Source organism: Streptomyces sp. NPDC104307 (assembly GCF_055584045.1).
This window is the reverse complement of the sequence record NZ_JBVJMU010000001.1, coordinates 1,461,049-1,480,104: the sequence shown is the minus strand read 5'-3', so window position 1 is coordinate 1,480,104 and position 19,056 is coordinate 1,461,049. Positions and strand designations below refer to the sequence as shown.

19 protein-coding genes are annotated in these 19,056 nt (G+C 71.6%); 12 read left to right on the top strand and 7 right to left on the bottom strand.

The features are described 5' to 3' along the window. Positions 1-39 precede the first annotated feature (39 nt). Positions 40-1,686, top strand: coding sequence for a dihydroxy-acid dehydratase (ilvD, locus tag ACZ601_RS06145; protein ID WP_469533506.1), 1,647 nt, complete (start codon positions 40-42; stop codon positions 1,684-1,686). Positions 1,687-1,765: 79 nt separating this feature from the next. Here the strand turns inward: ilvD and ACZ601_RS06140 are convergent, their stop codons facing one another. Together ACZ601_RS06140 and ACZ601_RS06135 are read right to left on the bottom strand one after the other, a co-directional pair. Further along, complete coding sequence (locus ACZ601_RS06140; RefSeq protein ID WP_469533504.1) at positions 1,766-2,968, bottom strand: saccharopine dehydrogenase family protein; 1,203 nt, start codon at positions 2,966-2,968, stop codon at positions 1,766-1,768. Between the two features lie 86 nt (positions 2,969-3,054). Continuing rightward, entirely contained in the window at positions 3,055-4,041 is a 987-nt protein-coding gene (locus ACZ601_RS06135; protein ID WP_469533502.1) for a hypothetical protein, read from the bottom strand. 196 nt (positions 4,042-4,237) lie between these two features. On the opposite strand from ACZ601_RS06135, the gene ACZ601_RS06130 reads away from it, so the two are divergent. Continuing rightward, positions 4,238-4,894 carry a Rossmann-fold NAD(P)-binding domain-containing protein gene (locus ACZ601_RS06130; protein ID WP_469533500.1) on the top strand — a complete coding sequence of 219 codons (657 nt, stop codon included), beginning with the start codon at positions 4,238-4,240 and terminating at the stop codon, positions 4,892-4,894. A gap of 187 nt (positions 4,895-5,081) precedes the next feature. Beyond that, on the top strand, positions 5,082-5,840 hold the full coding sequence (locus ACZ601_RS06125; RefSeq protein ID WP_469533497.1) for a DeoR/GlpR family DNA-binding transcription regulator: 759 nt from the start codon (positions 5,082-5,084) through the stop codon (positions 5,838-5,840). An 11-nt stretch (positions 5,841-5,851) separates the two neighbouring features. On the opposite strand, the gene ACZ601_RS06120 is transcribed toward ACZ601_RS06125, so the two are convergent. Further along, positions 5,852-6,181, bottom strand: coding sequence for a hypothetical protein (locus tag ACZ601_RS06120; protein ID WP_440576859.1), 330 nt, complete (start codon positions 6,179-6,181; stop codon positions 5,852-5,854). 324 nt (positions 6,182-6,505) lie between these two features. Here ACZ601_RS06120 and ACZ601_RS06115 point away from each other — a divergent pair, with 324 nt between their 5' ends. From ACZ601_RS06115 to ACZ601_RS06085, 7 genes are all read left to right on the top strand, one after another. After that, positions 6,506-7,807, top strand: a complete 1,302-nt coding sequence (locus ACZ601_RS06115; protein WP_469533493.1) for an ABC transporter substrate-binding protein — start codon at positions 6,506-6,508, stop codon at positions 7,805-7,807. A gap of 30 nt (positions 7,808-7,837) precedes the next feature. Further along, positions 7,838-8,791, top strand: a complete 954-nt coding sequence (locus tag ACZ601_RS06110) for a carbohydrate ABC transporter permease (protein WP_469533491.1) — start codon at positions 7,838-7,840, stop codon at positions 8,789-8,791. Positions 8,792-8,835: 44 nt separating this feature from the next. Continuing rightward, positions 8,836-9,696 carry a carbohydrate ABC transporter permease gene (locus ACZ601_RS06105; RefSeq protein ID WP_469533488.1) on the top strand — a complete coding sequence of 287 codons (861 nt, stop codon included), beginning with the start codon at positions 8,836-8,838 and terminating at the stop codon, positions 9,694-9,696. Then, complete coding sequence (locus ACZ601_RS06100; RefSeq protein WP_469533486.1) at positions 9,693-10,712, top strand: D-2-hydroxyacid dehydrogenase; 1,020 nt, start codon at positions 9,693-9,695, stop codon at positions 10,710-10,712. The genes ACZ601_RS06105 and ACZ601_RS06100 overlap by 4 nt, the downstream gene beginning before the upstream one ends. Next, complete coding sequence (locus tag ACZ601_RS06095; RefSeq protein ID WP_440579098.1) at positions 10,702-11,475, top strand: DeoR/GlpR family DNA-binding transcription regulator; 774 nt, start codon at positions 10,702-10,704, stop codon at positions 11,473-11,475. Before ACZ601_RS06100 ends, ACZ601_RS06095 begins: the two co-directional genes overlap by 11 nt. 62 nt (positions 11,476-11,537) lie before the next feature. After that, entirely contained in the window at positions 11,538-11,864 is a 327-nt protein-coding gene (locus ACZ601_RS06090; protein WP_469533483.1) for a hypothetical protein, read from the top strand. Further along, on the top strand, positions 11,861-12,559 hold the full coding sequence (locus ACZ601_RS06085) for a polysaccharide deacetylase family protein (protein ID WP_469533482.1): 699 nt from the start codon (positions 11,861-11,863) through the stop codon (positions 12,557-12,559). Before ACZ601_RS06090 ends, ACZ601_RS06085 begins: the two co-directional genes overlap by 4 nt. Positions 12,560-12,620: 61 nt before the next feature. Here the strand turns inward: ACZ601_RS06085 and ACZ601_RS06080 are convergent, their stop codons facing one another. Continuing rightward, a complete protein-coding gene (locus tag ACZ601_RS06080; RefSeq protein ID WP_469533480.1) occupies positions 12,621-13,583 on the bottom strand; it encodes a polysaccharide deacetylase family protein in 963 nt (320 codons plus the stop codon). A 200-nt stretch (positions 13,584-13,783) separates the two neighbouring features. Further along, positions 13,784-14,170 carry a VOC family protein gene (locus ACZ601_RS06075; RefSeq protein ID WP_469533479.1) on the bottom strand — a complete coding sequence of 129 codons (387 nt, stop codon included), beginning with the start codon at positions 14,168-14,170 and terminating at the stop codon, positions 13,784-13,786. A 67-nt stretch (positions 14,171-14,237) separates the two neighbouring features. Here ACZ601_RS06075 and ACZ601_RS06070 point away from each other — a divergent pair, with 67 nt between their 5' ends. Both ACZ601_RS06070 and ACZ601_RS06065 read left to right on the top strand, forming a co-directional pair. Beyond that, positions 14,238-14,912 (top strand): nucleoside/nucleotide kinase family protein, encoded by a 675-nt coding sequence (locus tag ACZ601_RS06070; RefSeq protein ID WP_469533476.1) that lies wholly within the window; start codon positions 14,238-14,240, stop codon positions 14,910-14,912. A 68-nt stretch (positions 14,913-14,980) separates the two neighbouring features. Beyond that, complete coding sequence (locus ACZ601_RS06065) at positions 14,981-16,126, top strand: M24 family metallopeptidase (protein WP_469533474.1); 1,146 nt, start codon at positions 14,981-14,983, stop codon at positions 16,124-16,126. Positions 16,127-16,147: 21 nt separating this feature from the next. Here the strand turns inward: ACZ601_RS06065 and ACZ601_RS06060 are convergent, their stop codons facing one another. Then, positions 16,148-17,164 carry an aldo/keto reductase gene (locus tag ACZ601_RS06060; protein WP_469533472.1) on the bottom strand — a complete coding sequence of 339 codons (1,017 nt, stop codon included), beginning with the start codon at positions 17,162-17,164 and terminating at the stop codon, positions 16,148-16,150. Positions 17,165-17,248: 84 nt separating this feature from the next. Continuing rightward, entirely contained in the window at positions 17,249-19,009 is a 1,761-nt protein-coding gene (gene treZ, locus ACZ601_RS06055) for a malto-oligosyltrehalose trehalohydrolase (RefSeq protein WP_469533469.1), read from the bottom strand. Between the last annotated feature and the right edge of the window lie 47 nt (positions 19,010-19,056).

Below are 19,056 nucleotides of genomic sequence, written 5' to 3'. Positions count from 1 at the left end.
GGAGGAGACCGCTTCACTTTCCGCCCCGAAGGAGCCGTTATGAACATCGCTGACGATCCCGACCGCGCGCCGGCCCGCTCACACCTGTACGCCATGGGCCTGAGCGACGAGGACATGCGCCGCCCGACGGTCGGCATCGCCTCGACGTGGACCGGGACGATGCCCTGCAACCTGACGCACCGGGACCTGGCTCGCCATGTCGCCACCGGGGTGCGCCGGGCGGGCGGGACACCCATGGAGTTCAACACGATCGCCGTCTCGGACAACCTGACCATGGGGACGCCCGGCATGCGCGCCTCGCTCGTCAGCCGGGAGGTCATCGCGGACTCCATCGAGCTGATGGGGCGCGCGCACCAGTTCGACGCCCTGGTCTGCATCGTCGGATGCGACAAGACGGTGCCCGCCGCCATGATGGCCATGGCGCGTCTCGACATCCCCTCCGTCCTCCTCTACAGCGGCAGCATGATGCCGGGGAAGTGGCGGGGGCGCGAGGTGACCATCCAGGACATGTGGGAGGCCCTCGGTGAGCGGGCGGTCGGCACGGTCAGCCAGGAGGACGTGGACGATCTCGCCCGGCACGCCTGCCCCGGGGCCGGCACCTGTGCGGCGCAGTACACGGCGAACACCATGGGCGCGGTCGCCGACTTCATGGGGCTCGCCCCGTTCGGAGTGGGGGACATCCCCGCGACGGCGAAGGAGAAGCAGGCGGCCGCGGAAGGCGTGGGCGAGCTCGCTCTCGACGTCCTCGCCCGCGACCTGCGGCCCTCGGGCATCCTGACGGCGGACGCCCTCCACAACGCCATCGTCTCGGTGGCCGCCATGGGCGGTTCCACCAACGCCGTCCTGCACCTTCTCGCGGTCGCCCGCGAGGCGGGACTCGACCTGGCCATCGACGAGATCGGCGCGCTCTGCCGTGCGGTGCCCATCATCACGGCACTCAAGCCGGCCGGGCCGTACACCGCCGCCGACCTGTGGCGGGCCGGGGGCACCTCGCTGGTGGCCGCCCGGCTGCTGGAGGCCGGCGTCCTGCGCGACACGGTCACCCTGGTCGACGGCCGCACCCCGGCACAGGTGGCCGCAGCGGCGGTGGAGGCGGAGGGCCAGTCGGTGGTCAGGAGCGTCGATCACCCCGTCAAACCGGCGGGCGCCCTGGCCATCCTGCGCGGCTCGCTGGCCCCGGACGGCTGTGTGCTCAAGCTGGGCGGCCGGCCCGACTTCGTACGGGAGGGGCCCGCGCGCGTCTTCGACTCGGAGGAGGAGTGCTTCGCGGCGATCCAGGACGGCGCGATCAAGGAGGGGGACGTGGTGATCGTCCGCTACGAGGGCCCGGCCGGCGGGCCCGGCATGCGCGAGATGCTGTCGATCACCGGCGCGCTCGTGGGACAGGGGCTCGGGGAGTCCGTCACCCTGGTCACCGACGGCCGGTTCAGCGGCGTCTCGCACGGGCTGGTGATCGGCCACGTGGCTCCGGAGGCCTGGCACGGAGGGCCCATCGCCCTGGTGGAGGACGGTGACACGGTGGTCGTCGACTCCGCGCGGAGCACGCTCGACCTCCGCGTCGCACCGGAGGAGACAGAGCGGCGGCGCGCACGCTGGTCGCGCCCGTCCCGGGAAGTGGAGCGGGGCGTGCTGAGCAAGTACGTCGCGGGCGTCGGCTCGGCCTCGGACGGGGCGGTCACCGTGTGACGGCGCGCGGCCGACGATGACGGAAGGGCCCCTGCCACTCGCTCGCGAGTGGCAGGGGCCCTTCCGTCATCACGTACTCCTACTGCTCGCGGAGGCCCCACGGGGCGTCGTACGCCTTCAGCAGGTCGAGGAAGGGCTCTGCGGGCAGGGCCTCGGGACCGAGGACACCGCTGCCCTTCCACTGCCCGCCCGCCAGCAGCTCCAGCGCGACGACCGGATTGAGCGCGGTCTGCCAGACCACGGCCTGGGAGCCGTACTCCGCCATCGACCACTCGTTGTCGACCACGTGGTAGAGGTACACCTCACGGGGAGCGCCGTCGCGGACACCCTTCACCCAGGTCCCCGCGCAGGTCTTGCCCCGCATCCGGTCGCCGAGGCCGGCCGGGTCCGGCAGACACGCGGCCACCACGTCACGCGGGGACACCTCGACGTCCCCCACGCGCACCTTCTCCGTGCGGTCCAGACCCAGCTTGTGGAGCGTGCGCAGGACGTCGATGAACTCCTGGCCCAGTCCGTACTTGAAGGTGACGCGGGGGGCGTCGACCCATCGGGGGATGAGCAGCACCTCTTCGTGCTCGACGTTGACGCATTCGACCTCTCCGATGCCCTCGGGGAAGTCGAAGACCTCGGGCTCGGAGAACGGCTCCGTGGTGAACCAGCCGCGCTCGCGTTCCCACACCACCGGCGGGTTCAGGCACTCCTCGATCGTCGTCCAGATGGAGAACGACGGAGCGAAGTCGTGCCCCTCCACGGTCAGGTTGGCACCGTCGCGGATACCGATCTCCTCGATGGTGTCGAAGAGGTGGTCGGCCGCGTACCGGGCGAAGACGTCGGAGAGTCCGGGTTCGACGCCCATGCCCACCAGAGCGAGACGGCCGGCCCGCTCCCACTCGGCGGCCAGGGCGAACTGCTCGTCGCCGAGCATCACCCCGGTCTTCTCGTAGGGGCTGTCCGGGTGGGGGCGGGACAGGGACATCGCCATGTCGATGTAGTGCGCGCCCGCGCTCAGGGCCGCGCGGAACAGCGGCATGACGAAGCGGGGGTCCGTCGCGTTGAGCATGACGTCGCAGCCGTGCTCGCGGAGCAGGGCCGCGACCGCGTCCTCGTCGGAGGCGTCGATCCGGGCAGCGACGAAGCGGGGGTCGTCGGTGGCACCGGCCGCCCGCACAGCCCGTTCCAGTACGTAGTCGGCGATCACGCAGTGCTCGAAGAAGGGGCGTCGGGCGGCGATCCCGGCGGCAGCGGTACCTACGCCACCGGCGCCGACGATGAGTATGCGCATGTTGATTCCTCTGGTCTGTCTCTAGTGGTGCTGGCGATGGGTGAGAGGTGGTGGGGGAGCGCCGGTGACGCCCGTGGCGACGTGGCTCAGGAGCAGCGGTGCACGGGCCGGGGTTCTCCGGTCGCGGTCGCCGAGAGCCGGCTCACGACGGGGGCGGCGCAGGCGGTGCCGCCGGGCCCGGGATCCCACAGGTGCCAGAGCTCCCCGCCCCGGCGGACCACGAGGTCGGTGCTGCCCTCGGCATGGGCGAGAGCCGTAGCCGCCAGGGCCGTGACCCGTCCGCCGCCGGGCAGGGGCAGCCGGCGCCCGTCTCCGGACTGTCCGGGGCGCAGGACATCCAGCCAGGGGCCGCCGCTCCACAGGTACACCAGGGGCTCCCCGTCCGCTCCGGTCACCGCGGCGGCGGTCTCCGCGCCCGGGAGCGGATGAGGAGCGCCGGACGGGCCGAGGTACGTTCCGGCCGCCGCCCCCGTGAGAACGATGCCCGGCCGCTCCCCGCCGCTTCCTGGAAGCAGGAGCATCCCGTTCCACACCCCGTCGACCGGCCGCGACGGTGCGGCCGGTTCCTCGTGCCACGTCAGCCTCGGGTAGGCGGAGGTGTCGGCGCGGAAGAGACGCGGGACCCCGTCCACCCCGAGTGCGCCGGCCCACAGGACACCATCGGTGCCCTCCGTCTCCGCGACCGAGTTCGCGGCCCCGCCGGGCGGTGGTGCCTCGACGGTGAAGGCGGCCTCCGGGCTCCAGCGCAGCCGGTGCGGCGTCGGGCCGGAGCGGGCGACGATCTCCAGGTGGTGGGGGCCGTGGCCGCTCTGCACCACGGTGACCTCGTCGTAACGGTGGCCCGTTGCGAAGCGCAGTCCGCCGCTCCACTCGCCCGGCGGCGGGCCGCCGGGATCGGGGGCGGCGTTCTCCGGATCACAGTTGAACCAGAGGACCCACAGCCCGTCGCGCTCGTCGCAGAGCATGAGTTCGAGATTCCCGCGGGCGCCGTAGCGCCCCTGGGCGAGTCCCAGCCCGCCACGGGACGGAGGTGGCAGGGCGGTACGGAGGGGAGTCGGGGGTGCAGCAGCCATGGGATACCTCAGGGGCCGGCCGACGAGAAGGGGGGCGCGTTCCAGGGCCGACAGCCGGCAGCGCCACAGCGGACCCTAGTTGTTTCATTAATGCGCGTCAATGAGCAGAAACGAGCATACTGGTGACGGTTATGCTCACACCGCTTCCTCGTCCCCCGATCACGGCATTGCCGACAGATACCGGAAGGTGCTGCCGATGCGCGAGACTCACGAACCGATTCCGCCACTCACCCGCCCGAGCGCCGGACATGTACTGGTCGTCGGCGCGACCCGCATCCTGCGGCCTGCCGTGACGGCCCTCGCGGCACGCGGCTGCGCCGTGACAGCGGTGGCCCGGTCGCAGGACGGGCTCCGCCGCCTGGTGGCCGAGACCCCGGGGCGGGTCGGTCCGCTCGTGGCGGATGTGACGACGCCGGATTTCGGCGATGCGCTGCACCGCGCCACCGACCGCGCGGGACTCACCGGCGCCCTCGTCTACGCCCCTTCGGGCACTCCCGCAGCGATCGAGGCGCTCACCCGGGACCTCGTCGTCAGCGGTCCCGTCGTCCTCATCCTGACGAGCAAATGGGCGGCACCGGAAGCATTCGCCGCGCAAGCCGCGCAAGCCGCGCAACCCGGCCAACCCGGCCAACCCGCGCAAGCCGCGCCATGGACGCCGGACAGCCTGCCCGCCTCGTCCCGTCCGGCCCCGGGCTGCCGACGGCTGGTCCTCGGCTGGCACCGCGACGCCGGGGGTACGCGGTGGCACACATCGCAGGAGATCTCCGCCGCCGCTCTGGACCTGCTCGACGCCCCCGCCGCACAGGACTCCGTGCTCGGAACGGTCCGTCCGTGGGAGGAGCGTCCCAGGTGACGCCCGAGGTGACGCCCGCCTGCCGTGGCTCGGGCCGGCCGCCTCTTGTCGTCTTCGGGCAAGGGTGAGCAATCCCAGGTAATAGGCTGGCACCTCTTGTGGACGCAGTGCCGGCCACGCACGCACATCGCGGTGGTGGGAACGACCGGTCCCCGCGCCGTCTGCCGAGAGGGAGAGAGACGGGTTCATGCTGGGCGCCGAGCGAAGGAAGAGGCTGCTCCAGGTCGTGCGGACGGAAGGTGTCGCACATGTGGCCACGCTCGCCGCGTCCCTGGACGTCAGCTCCTCGACCATCCGGAGAGACCTCTCCGCCCTCCAGGCCCAGGGCCTGCTCAACCGCACGCACGGCGGCGCGATGGCCGAGGCGGTGCAGACGGAGGAGCCGGACCGCCCGCAGCGCAGCGGTGTCGCCCCCTGGGAGAAGAGCAAGCTGGCGAGCGCGGCCGTGGAGAACATCGCGCCCGGCGCCACCATCCTCATCACGGGCGGCACCACGACAGCGGCCATGGTGCCGCTCCTCGGGGGCATCGACCAGCTGACCGTGGTGACCAACTCGCTGCACCTGGCCGGTGAACTCGCCCAGCACGAGGAGATCAGCACCGTGGTGCTGGGCGGGTACCTGCGGCACCGTGAGATGTCCCTGCTGGGCCACCTCACCCGTCAGGCGCTGGACGAACTCCACGTGGACGAGGCGTTCGTCGGGGCGTACGGCATCACGGGCTCCGGGGTCAGCGGTGCCCATGTGGACGAGGCGGAGACCGACCGCTGGCTGCTGTCGCGGGTGCGGCGGATCACCGCCCTGGTCGACGGATCGAAGTTCGGGCGCTCGGGCCCGGTCCGGGTCGCGCCCGCGGCGACGCTGTACCGGGTGATCACCGACGCCTCGGCGCCAGAAGAGGACGTGGCGGCGCTCCGCGCGGCCGGGGTGGACGTGATCCGGACCTGACCGGCGGCAGGTCAGCGGCTGACCGCGCCCCCCGCGGTCGCCCATTCGACCCAGACGTCCCCGGGTGCGGTCCCCCAGCCGTCCGCCAGCGCCGCCGCAGCGGCGGCCAGCGCGTTCCGGGTGGCCTCCTCGCCCCGGTCGGAACCATGAATGACGGCAAGCGGCCAGCCGTCGATCGCGCCGCTGCCCGTACTCGTCACCGCGCTCGCGCACAGTGCCGCCACGACGCCCGAGGGCGGAAGCCCGAGGGCATCCGCCACCGCCGCGCACAGTGACGCCAGTCGCGCGGCGTCCGTCGCGCCGTCCTTGGCTGCCGTAGCGGTCACCTGGATCACCGGCATGCGGATGCTCCTTCTTTCCGAGGTCAGGGGATTCTTCTCCGGGCCTTCTCCGGGCCTCCTCCGGGCCTTCTCTCCGAAGTGCGGGAGGGGACTCTCCGCGCCGCGACGAGGCCGCGGAGCCGGCGCCCGGCGCCCCGGCGTACCGCCGAGGGGGCTCGTCATCCGCCCGAAGGCTAAGCGCGCTCTTCGGAGGCGTCAAGAAAAAGTGAGCAATAAAAATCATTCTCTGATTGATATTGACTGAGCTTGGTTGCGCAGACTACAAAACAGACATCGAGGCCGTCTGAGGCCGAAACTCCTCTTGACCCCTGAAGGATGTGCGCCATGGCTGTCGCCAGACGAGCAGTGCTGGGTGCGGCCGCGGTAGGCGCGGGCGCGGTCGGCTTCGCACGCCGGGCAGGATTCACGCCCTCGAAGACGGGCTCTGCCGGGGCCGACACCCTCACCTTCTCGCTGTGGGGAGCCGACAGCGAGATCGCCGCCTTCCAGGCCCTGGCCCGCGCCTACGAACGCCGCCACCACGGGATCCGGGTGGAGATACGGATGGAGCCGTATCAGCAGATGTACACCAATATGGACGCACTCCTCTCGGGCGGCCGGGCCCCCGACCTGTTCCGGTGCGACTACGCGAACCTCGGGATGTACAGCGCGAGCGGCCAGCTCCTCGACCTCAGCCCCTACTTCGGCGAGGCGGAACGCGCCGCGTTCCTGCCCGCCCTGTGGGAGGCCGTGTGCCACGAGGGCCGGCCCTACGCCGTCCCGCACCACACCGACACGACCGCCGTGCTCTACCGCAAGGACATGTTCCGGGCGGCCGGCATCACCGAGGTGCCCGAGTCTCTGAACGAGGCCTGGTCGTGGGACGAGTTCACCGAGATATGCGCACGACTGCGCAAGAAGGTGCACGGCGTCTACCCCTTCGTCTACGGCTGGCAGCAGGCCGGGGCCTTCCGCTGGCTGAGCTGGCTGTGGCAGGCGGGCGGCAGAATCCTCGACGCGGACCTCTCCGCACCCGCCATCGAGTCCGCCGCGGGCCTGCGCGCCCTGCGCTACACGCAGGACTTCTTCCGGGAGGGCTTCGTCCCGCCCAACAGCTCGGTGAAGAGCGCCGCGTACCCCGACGCGCTCTTCACCGCCGGCACGGTCGCGATGAGCTTCGCGGGCGACTTCCTGCTGCCGACCATCGACCCCGCGCTGAAGAAGGAGCTGTACGGAGTCACCTTCCAGCCGCACGGCCGCTACGCGGCCACCGATCTGGGCGGCAACGCCGTCGTCGCCACCCGCACCACCGAGAATCCCGAACTGGCCGCCGACTTCCTGAAGTTCCTGGTGGAGGAGGAGAACATGGCGCGCTTCTGCGAGCAGTGCGTCGTGCTGCCCACCCGGCGCTCCCTGCTCGGCCGGCCGCTCGACTACGCCGTGCGGCCCGACCTGATGCCCGTCTACGCCGAGCAGGCCACCGCCCTCACCCCGGCCATGACCGCGCAGGTCGCCGTCCCCTCCTTCGGACGCATCAACGCCTCGCTCCAGGACGAACTGGAGGCCGCCTTCGTCAGTCGTCAGCCGGCCGAAGTGACGCTCCGGAACATCGCCGAGGCCGCCCGTTCCGCGCTGGCCTCCGCGTAAGGCCCTCTCATTCCCGCCCCTGGAGCTGCCATGGCCACCACCGCCTCGCTGCCACGAGAAGTACGCCCGCCCGCCCCCGTCAAACCCCCCGCCGCCCCGCGCCCGAAGTGGGGCGCCCGGTACCGCGACACGCTCGCCGCCTACTGCACCCTCGGACCGAACCTCGTTCTGGTGACGGTCTTCCTGATCGTTCCGCTGGTCATGACGGTCGTACTGAGCTTCCAGTACAGCACCGGCCTGTCCTCGCCCAGCTGGGCAGGGCTCGCCAACTACCGTCAGCTGGCCGGGGACCCGGTCTTCTGGCGCACCGTGCTGAACACCGGGATCTTCTGCGTGGCCACGGTCCCCGTCGAGATGGCGGTCGGACTCGCCGTCGCCATGCTCTTCAACAAGGTGATGCCGGCCCGCCCGCTCTGGCGCACGCTCGTGTACCTGCCGATGGTCATCTCTGGCGTGGCCACCGCTCTCATCGGCACGCTGATGTTCGACCAGAACATCGGCCTGCTCAACAAACTGCTCGCCACCTTCGGCCTTCCCGCCGCCCCGTGGCAGACGAGCGGCACCGCCGCGATGGCCTCGGTGGTCCTGATCACCCTGTGGATGCGGGTCGGCTTCAACATGGTGATCTACCTGGCAGGTCTCCAGGGAATCTCACCCGAGATGTACGAGGCCGCCGACCTGGAAGGGGCGGGCCCCTGGCAGCGGCTGCGCCACATCACCATTCCGCTGCTCGGCCCCTCGACGTTCTTCCTCCTCATCATGAACGTCATCTACTCGTTCCAGGTCTTCGACACCGTGTACGTCATGACCCTGGGCGGCCCCGGCCACGCGACCGACGTCATGATCACCTACGCGTACCGCAACGGCTTCGAGAGCCGGCAGCAGGGCTACGCCGCCGCCATCGGGATCGTGCTGTACGTCATCGTCATGATCTTCACGGCACTCCAGTGGCGCTTCAGCCGCAACAGGGACACGGTCGGCTGACCCCTCCTCGCCGCAGCCCTCCCACCCCGTCACGAAGGACGCCGATGTCCGTCATCTCCCCGACCCAGCCCGTACAACCGAAGCCGGTGCACCGGCGCGACCGCGCACGCGTCCTGCGTGCCGTCGCGGCGGCGCTGATCGGCCTGGCCATGGCCCTGCCCCTGTTCTGGATGATCCTGGTCGCCTTCTCGCCCCTGGCGGACCTGCACACACCGCACCTGCGGTGGTGGCCCAGCGCACCGACCCTGGACAACTTCCACCGCGTCTTCCGGCTGCCCGTGTGGACCTGGACGATGAACTCGACCGTCATCACCTCGCTGGTCGTGCTCATCACCGTCTCCTGCAACCTGCTCTCCGGATACGCCTTCGCCAAGATGCGGTTCCGCGGCCGGAACCTGATCTTCCTGCTCATGCTCAGCACCATGACGGTGCCCGTCCAGGTGCTGATGGTGCCGCAGTTCAAACTCGTCAGCGCGATGGGGATGTTCGGCAGCTTCTGGGCCGTGATCGTCCCCGCCTCCTCCACCGCCTTCGGGATCTTCCTGGCCCGGCAGTTCATGCTCGGGATCCCGGACGAGGTCATCGAGGCGGCCCGGATGGACGGAGCCGGACAGCTCCGCACCTTCTTCCACGTGGTCCTGCCCCTGTGCAAGCCGCTGATCGCGGTGCTGTCGCTGCTCACCTTCCTCAGCCAGTGGAACGACTTCGCCTGGCCGCTCACCGTCCTCAAGGACGAGCGGCTGTACACGCTGTCCGTCGGCATGCAGTTCGTCAACGGCCAGTACACCGCCGACTACGGCGCCATCATGGCGCTGGCCCTGCTCTCCATCCTGCCCATGGTCGTTCTCTTCCTGTGCTTCCAGAAGTACTTCGTCCAGGGCTTCGCACGATCGGGAATCAAGTGACCGCTCCGACCCCCGTCCACTACCTCAGCACCCTCTCCTTCCCCGACTGGTGGCTGGACCGACTGCGCGCCCGCCACCCGGGACTCACCGTCACCCAGATCCACGCCGCGTCCGCGGCCGACATACCGGACGAGGTGTGGCGCCGTACGGAGATCCTGCACACCGGCTCCGTCTTCCCGGAGTCCGCGGAGGCGGCGCCGCAGCTGCGCTGGGTCCAGCTCGACACCTCCGGAGCCGATCATCTGAAGGGCACCAGCGCATGGGACCTCCCCGTGCCGCTCACCTCCATCGGCGGGATCTCACCCGTCCCCATGGCGGAGTACGTGATGATGATGCTGCTGGGCCTGGCACACCGCCTGCCCCGCGCCATCGACGTCCAGCACGGTGGCGTCTGGCCCTCGCTGGAAGAGCGCTGGAACACCCTCATGCCACGACGGCTGCGCGGCGCCACCGTCGGCGTGGTCGGTTACGGCCGCATCGGCCAGGAGATCGGCCGCCTCGCCGGACAGTTCGGCATGACCGTACTGGGCCTGAAACGCGGTCGCGGCACCCGGGCCGGCGAGTTCTTCGGCAGTGCTGCGACGGACGCCGCGCAGGCCGAGCTCTACACCCCGGACGAGCTGCACGCCTTCCTCGGCCGGTGCGACTACCTGGTGGTCACCTGCCCCCTGACCGAGGAGACCCGGGGCATGATCGACGCCGCGGCGCTGGACGCGCTCAAGGACGGTGCCATGGTCATCAACGTCTCCCGCGGCGGGATCGTCGACGAGAACGCGCTGCGCGCCGGACTGCGCTCCGGCCGCGTCGCGGGGGCGGCCCTCGACGTGTTCGACGAGGAACCGCTTCCCGACGGTCACTTCTGGTGGCGCGAGCCCGGCGTCCTCCTGACCCCGCACGTCGCCGGCTTCTCGCCGGACTACGAGGAACAGACCCTCGAACTCGTCGGCACCAACGTCGAGCGCTATCTCGCCGGCCGGGAACTGGTGAACCTGGTGGACCGGGCGCATGGCTACTGAGTTCCTGCTGGCCCCGCAGCGCCGGCACGCCGTGCTGACCCGGCTGCGCAGGCGCGGCACCGTCAACGTGCAGGAACTCTCCGACCTGTTGCGCATCAGCCCCTCGACGGTCCGGCGCGACCTGCGGGATCTTGAGGACCAGGGAATGCTGCGCCGGGTGCACGGGGGAGCCACCACACTGGACGGGGCCGCGGAGCCCGACCAGCCACAGCGGGCGGCGGTCCAGCTGGAGGAGAAGGGCCGCATCGCGCATGCGGCACTTCCCCTGGTACGGGACCACAGCACCGTCCTCATCAGCGGGGGAACCACGACCGAGGCCCTGGCGGCACGCCTGGGGGAGCGCCGCGGACTCACGGTGGTGACCAACGCGCTGCCGATCGCCCAGGTCCTCTCCGCCACGACCGCGGTGGACGTGATCGTGCTGGGCGGTGTGCTGCGCCATCGGGAACAGTCGCTCCTGGGGCATCTGGTCGAGCGGGCGCTGAGCGAGCTCCAGATCGACCAGATCGTCACCAGCGCGTTCGGCCTGGACATCGACGCGGGTCTGACCGGCGCCCATGTGGACGAGGCCCAGACCGACCGGGCCCTGCTGGCAGCCGGCCGCAGGGTCGTGGTGCTCGCCGACGAGTCCAAGCTCGGGCGGCGCGGCCCGGTACGGCTGGCCCCACTGGACCGCGTCGCCACGCTGGTGACCGACGCCGGCCCCGAGCACCCGGTCTCCCGCACCCTCACCGAGCAGGGCGGCACGGTCATCACGGCCTGAACCGGCTCCCCGCCACCCACGCCTGACACAGCTTCGCACCACCACGGCACAGGAGTTCGCCCATGACCACTTCCCACCACCACACACCCGTCCCCGATCCGCGCGCCCTGCTGACCGCGCTCGGCGAGCGGGTACTCGAACGCGAGGGCATCCCCATGTACCTGGCGTTGCAGGTGCCGTCGTCCGGTGATGACACGCCTGTCGACCACGGACCGCCGGAGGCCGGGGACGAGGAACTGGCCGGCCTGTTCCGGCACTACAGGCAGGCGCTCGCCCCCGAGGCGGCCGATGACGCCGAACCGGCCCTGATCGAGGTGCTCCAGGTGCTGGCCTCTGCCCACTTCACCCCCGAACCCCCCGCCGCCCGGAAGGACGAGGCCCAGCGATGACCGGCGCCACCCACCCCCAGCTCCCCTCCTTCTCCGGCCAGGAGGAAGCCCTCCGCGCAGGCCGCTACATCCGGGTGGTCAACTACCACAACACGCCGCACGCCGACACGGAGAAGATCCGCGGCGAACTGGCCGCCCTGGCCGAGTCCTTCTCGTCCGTGACGCTCGAAGACCTCGACCTCTTCCGCTCCACCGGCCACTGGCACAAGGACCGGCCGGGCGTCATCCCGGTCTTCTACGAGGGCTACCGCAACAACGCGGAGGTCGCCGCGCCGCTGGCCGAGGAAGCCGGTCTGACCGCCTGGTTCTTCATCTGCACCGCCTTCCTCGACGTGCCCGTAGAGGAGCAGTTCGACTACGCCAACGCGCATGACATCGACCTCGTCCAGGAGAACCGCAAGGGCGAGCGGCTCGCCATGACGTGGGAGGACGTGGCCGCGCTCAGCCGCCGCCACGTCGTCACGCCGCACACCGCGAACCACGCGGAGGCGGCAGCGCTGCGCACGGAGGCGGACCTCGAACGGGAGATCTTCGAGCCGAAGCGCCGCATGGACGCGGTGACCGGGCAGGACGCGGCCTGCACGGCCTTCCTCTGGGGCACTCCGTACGGGGCGAACCCGGTGGTGGACGCGGCGCTGCGGCAGGCCGGGTACCGCTACCAGTTCGGCAACACCATGATCCAGTACCTGGGCTGACGCCACCCCGGGAATGATGCCGTCGGCCGCACCGTGAAGGGTGCGGCCGACGGCATCGTCGTCAGCCCGGCAGCCGCCTGACCATCGTGTTGCCGAACACGTAGCGGTACCCGGCGTCGACGAGCGCCCGGTCGGCGGCCGACTCCCCGGTCCAGTCGGTGCCCTCCAACCAGGCCGTGCACAGCGCAAAGCCGCCGGTGGCCCGGTCCATCCGCCGCTTCGGCTCGATGACCTCCCGCTCGATGTCCGCCTCCGTGCGCACGGTGCGGGCGAGCGCGTGGGAGGCCGTGTGCGGAGTGACCACATGCCCGCGCCGGTGCAGGTCTGCGACCTCGGCCCAGCTCATGGCGATGCGTTCCGCGCGCGGATTCTCCGGAACGAGCTTGATCCGGTGGGCCAGGGCGTAGTCGTACTGCTCCTCGACCGGAGTGTCCACGAACGCGGTGCAGACGAAGAACCACCCGGTGATTCCGGCCTCCTCGCAGGCAGCGGCGGCCACCTCGTAGTTGTCGCGGTAGCCCTCGTAGAAGACGGGGAGCAGCCCCGGCCGTTCCTTGTGCCAGACCCCCGTGCCGGAGAAGCGCTCCAGGTCGTCGACCGTGACGCTCTCGAACTCCCGCGCATAGCCGCGCAGCTCGGCGACCAGCTCGTCCTTCCAGCTGAGCGGAGTGTTGTGGTAATTCACCACGCGCAGGAACTGCCCCGCGCGCAGGTCCGCCCGGGTTTCGGAGGCGTTGACCGCGCGGGTGGTCGACAGCGGCCGTGCGGGGGAGGGTTCCCGCTCGCCCTCCGGGGAGGGCCGGGCAGCGGCACGGTCCGGCCCCAGGGTCGCGTAGGCGAGCGCCTGCAGCGTGCGGATCACCGCTGGTTCGCCGTCCGGGGACGGGCCGAGGCGGGTGTGAAACGCGGTGAACGTGCTCGCGAGCTCGTCGTCGGCGGGAGAGGCGGCGGGGCCCGTGACCGGCCGGCCGTCATCGGTGCCGAGAGGGCCGGCTGCGGCAGCGCCGCGGAGCGAGACGAGCATGGGCACACCCCGGCGCCGGGACACGAGCGCATCGCTGGCTTCGAGGGCGCGGTCGGGTGATATCGGGGAAAGGTCCTGCGACATGTGATTCCTCGGTGAAGCGGGTGGCGTACAGAGCCACTCTCCCCGCCAGGCCACCGAGAATTCAGTAACGCGCAGGCACTGCTCGATATTGCTCATTTGCTGTATGCGGGTGTGGCTCACGCGGGCTGGAGCAGGTCCCAGCGGTTGCCGTACAGGTCCTCGAAGACCGCGACCGAACCGTAGACCTCGTGCCGGGGCTCCTCCAGGAAGCGGGCCCCGGCCGCCAGCATGCGTGCGTGGTCGGCCGCGAAGTCCTCCGTGTGCAGGAAGAAGCCGACCCGGCCACCGGTCTGCGCCCCGACGCTCGCCCCCTGCGCCTCGCCCTTGGCGCGGGCCAGCAGCAGCCCCGTGCCCTGTGTGCCACGCGGGCGCACCACCACCCAGCGGGAGCCGTCGCCCCGGTCCGTGTCCTCCACCAGCTCGAAGCCGAGGGCGTCCGTGTAGAAGGCGAGTGCCTCGTCGTAGTCGCGGACGACCAGGGTGACCAGGGCGATGTGGGACATGGGGTTCCTCGGATTCCTCGCGGGACGGAAGGGAGGCCGCCGGGCCCGTAGCGGGACAATATCCGTCATGGAGACCAGTGACCTCACCGGGCTGACGGCCCGCGCGCGTCGGCTCGCCCTGACCGGGAAGCGCCGTGTTCTCGGACTGGCGGGTCCGCCGGGAGCCGGGAAGTCCACCCTGGCCGCACAGCTGGCCGACACTCTCGGGCCGCTGGCCGTGCTCGTGCCCATGGACGGTTTCCACCTCGCCCAGGCCGAACTGGAACGGCTCGGCCGGGCGGACCGCAAGGGCGCGCCCGACACCTTCGACGCCGCCGGGTACGCCGCCCTGCTGAGGCGGCTGCGCGACCCCGAGTCGGACACCGTCGTGTACGCCCCGGCCTTCGACCGGGCCCTGGAGGAGCCGGTCGCCGGGGCCGTCCCGGTCGGCCCGGACATCTTCCTCGTCATCACCGAGGGGAACTACCTGCTGCACCCGGAGGGCGGCTGGGCGCCGGTGCGCGGGCTGCTCGACGAGGCGTGGTACCTGGAGCTCGACCAGGACGTACGGGTCCGCCGGCTCGTGGAGCGGCATGTGCGGTTCGGGAAGCCGCGCCCGTACGCGGAGCGCTGGGTAGCCGGTTCCGACGAGGCGAACGCCCGGCTGGTCGCCCTGGGACGGGACCGGGCCGACCTCGTCGTACGGCTCGGGGCGGCGTCCGGCCCCGGAACAAGTGAGGAACCGCACCGGCAACGCCCCTGACCGCTCGCGCGGGCTCCCCGCACCCGGCAGGATGCGGGGAGCCGTTCCGTGCCGCCAGGAGGTCCCGCATGTCCAGCCCGAACCAGCCCGCGCCCAACCAGCCCGCGCCGTTCACCGCCGACGACTACCGGGCCCGGATGGCGCGGGCCGCGGAGAGCGCGGCCGCCGCCGGGCTCGCCGGTGTCCTGGTCGCACCCGGACCCGACATGGTCCACCTGACGGGATACCGGCCCACCGCGGACACCGAGCGCCTCACCCTCCTCGTCCTCGCGGCCGGGCAGGACCCCGTCCTGGTCGTGCCGACACTTGAGGCGCCCGACGCGGAGAAGTGCGCCGGCGCGCCCGCCCTGACCCTGCGGGACTGGACCGACGGCAAGGACCCGTACGCCGTCACGGCGCCGCTGCTCGACGCGAAGGGGCGGTTCGGGATCAGCGACAACGCCTGGGCGATGCATCTGCTCGGCCTCCAGCAGCTGCTGCCCGGCACCTCGTACGCCTCCCTCACCGAAGTGCTGCCGATGCTGCGCGCCGTGAAGGACGCCGCGGAGCTGGACCGGATCGCCGCCGCCGGGGCCGCAGCCGACGCCACGTACGAGGAGATCCTCAAGGTCCGCTTCGCCGGCCGCAGGGAGACCGAGGTCGCCGCCGATCTGGCCCGGCTGCTCACCGAGTACGGGCACTCCCAGGTCGACTTCACCGTGGTCGGCTCCGGGCCCAACGGCGCCAACCCGCACCACGAGGCGGGGGACCGCGCCATCGAGCGCGGCGACATGGTCGTGCTCGACTTCGGCGGCCTCAAGCACGGCTACGGCTCCGACACCTCCCGCACGGTCCACGTCGGTGAACCCACCGCGGAGGAGCAGCGGGTCCACGACATCGTGCGGGAGGCGCAGGAGGCGGGCTGCGACGCGGTCCGGCCCGGCGCGGCCTGCCAGGACATCGACCGGGCCGCCCGCGCCGTCATCACCGAGTTCGGCTACGGCGACCGCTTCATCCACCGCACGGGCCACGGCATCGGCGTCACCACCCACGAACCCCCGTACATGATCGAGGGCGAGGAGCAGCGGCTCGTCCCCGGCATGTGCTTCTCCGTGGAGCCCGGCGTCTATCTGCCGGGCCGCTTCGGCGTCCGGATCGAGGACATCGTCACGGTCACAGAGGACGGCGGCCGCCGCCTCAACGCCACCGCACGCGAACTGGCGATCGTCGAGTAACCGCGGCCGGTCCGCCGCCGGTCAGCCCTGCGGCTCGCGGTCGCGGAACCGGTGCAGCACGTCGTACGGGTACGGCAGCGGACGGGCACTCGCCTCGTCCAGCCGTGCCGTCTGCTCCGGCGTCAGTTCCCAGCCCACCGCGCCCAGGTTGTCGGCGAGCTGCCCGACCGTCCGCACCCCGACGATGGGTGCGGCCACGCCGGGCCGGCCGAGCAGCCAGCGCAGGGACACCTGAGCCGGGGTGCGCCCGGTCTCCTCTGCGACGGCTACGACGGCCTCGACGACCCGCCAGGTCTCCTCGTTGTCCCGCTCCCGCCAGGCCTCGCGCCCCAGCTCCCGCTGGTAGCGGGCCTCCCGGGTGTCCGGCGCGGCCTCGCTCATGCCGCGCCGGTACTTCCCGGTCAGCCAGCCGCCCTGGAGCGGGCTCCACGGGATGATGCCGACGCCCTCCGCCACGCTCACCGGCGCCAGCTCCCACTCCACCTCGCGCGCGAGGAGGTTGTAGAGCGGCTGGAGGCTGATGTAGCGCTCCCAGCCGTTGCGGGCGGCCAGGTCCTGGGCGCGCTGGAGCTGTGAGGCGGAGACGTTGCTCGCGCCGAGGTAGCGCACCTTCCCCGACCTCACCAGGGTGTCCAGCGTGGCGAGCGTCTCCTCGACCGGTGTGGTCGCGTCCCACACATGGGTCTGGTAGAGGTCGATGTGGTCGGTGCCGAGCCGCCGCAGGCTCGCATCGACCGCCGAGAGGATGTGCTTGCGGCTGAGCCCGCCCGCGTTGGGTGCCTCGCCCGTCGTGCCGAACACCTTGGTGGCGACGACCAGGTCATCGCGTGTCCGGCCCTTCAGCCAGCGGCCCACGATCTCCTCGGAGACGCCCTGGTGGTAGACGTCCGCCGTGTCGATGAAGGTGCCGCCGGCCTCGGTGAAGGCGTCGAGCACCCGGTGCGCGCCCGCCTCGTCGGTGTCCTGGCCGAAGGTCATGGTGCCCAGGCAGAGTTCGCTGACGCGCAGACCGGACCGGCCGAGAAATCGCTGCTTCATGGTGTCCCCTCGTTCGTTTCCACCGGCAGGCTACGAGTTGAAGTGCACTCCAGAGCAAGCGAGTTACGGTCGCGGCCCGCCGGCTCAGCCGTCGGCCAGCACCACGCAGGACTCCGCCGGCAGGTGCAGCACGCCGTCCGCGCCGGGCGCCTCCACCGGCTGCCAGGCGGCCAGCACCCTGCCTCCGCCGCTGCGGTGCCGGCCGCCGCCGAGCGGGATCGCGGCGGGCTTCTCGTGCAGGTTGACCGCGATCCGCAGATCGCCCCTGCGGTAGGCGAACCAGCGGGCCTCGTCGTCGTACGCCGGTTTCACCGTCGCCAGGTCCGGGTCGCAGAGGTCGGGCATGGCGCGGCGCAGCGCGATCAGCTCGCGGTACCAGGCGTGCAGCCGGGCGTGCGGTTCCCGGCCCGGTTCGTCCCAGTCCAGGCAGGAGCGGTTCCGGGTGGCCGGGTCCTGCGGGTCCGGGATGTCCTCCGCCGCCCAGCCGTGCGCGCCGAACTCCCGGCGCCTGCCGGTGCGCACCGCCTCGGCCAGCTCCGGGTCCGTGTGGTCGGTGAAGAACTGCCAGGGCGTACGGGCGCCCCACTCCTCGCCCATGAAGAGCATCGGCGTGAACGGGCCGGTGAGCACGAGCGCCGCCGCGCAGGCCAGCAGGCCGGGGGAGAGGGAGGCGGCGAGCCGGTCCCCGAGCGCCCGGTTGCCGATCTGGTCGTGGGTCTGGGCGTAGCCGACGAAGCGGTGGGCGGCGGTGCGGGTGACGTCGACGGGGCGGCCGTGCGTACGGCCTCTGAAACCGGAGTACGTGCCGTTGTGGAAGAAGGCGCCCGACACGGTCTTCGCCAGCGCGGCCAGCGGGGCGACCGCGAAGTCCGCGTAGTAGCCCTGTGCTTCGCCGGTGAGGGCGGTGTGCAGACAGTGGTGGAAGTCGTCGTTCCACTGCGCGTGCAGACCGGTGCCGCCCGACTCCCGGGGCGTTGTCGTGCGCGGGTCGCAGAGGTCGGACTCCGCGATCAGTGAGAGCGGGCGGCCCAGTTCGGCGGAGAGCGCGTCGGTCGCCGCCGACAGCTCCTCCAGGAACGTCAGCGCCCGGGTGTCGGCCAGCGCGTGGACCGCGTCCAGCCGCAGCCCGTCCAGCCGGTAGTCGCGCAGCCAGGCGAGCGCGCTGCCCAGCAGGAACGCCCGCACCTCGTCCGAGCCGGGGGCGTCCAGATTGACCGCCGCGCCCCACGGGGTGTGGTGCGTCTCGGTGAAGTACGGGCCGAAGAGCGGGAGATAGTTGCCGGACGGGCCCAGGTGGTTGTGGACCACGTCCAGGACGACGGCGAGCCCGAGCCCATGCGCGGTGTCGACAAAGCGCTTCAGCCCTTCCGGACCGCCGTACGGCTCGTGCACCGCCCACAGCGACACCCCCTCGTACCCCCAGCCGTGGACACCGGGAAAGGGACAGACCGGCATCAGGGACACATGGGTGATGCCCAGCTCGGCCAGCTGCCCGAGCCGCGCGGCCGCCGCGTCGAAGGTGCCCTCCGCCGTGTACGTGCCGACGTGCAGCTCGTACAGGACGGCGCCCGGCAGTCCGCGCCCGGCCCACTCGGAGCGCCACGCGTACCCGGAGTGGTCGACGACCGCGCTCCCACCGTCCGGCCCGTCCGGCTGGCGGCGCGAGCGGGGGTCGGGGCGCACCGGCCCGCCGTCGAGGACGAAGCCGTAGCGGTCGCCGTCCCCCGCCTCCGCCTCCGCCGTCCACCAGCCCGCCCGTACGGGATCGCGCTCCATGGACCGCAGCTCACCGGCCAGCCGCAGCGCGGCCGACTCCGCATCCGGTGCCCATACGTCGAACAGCATGCGACGCTCCTCGTCTCCTCGCCCCTGGCCATGGTCGGCAGAAGCCG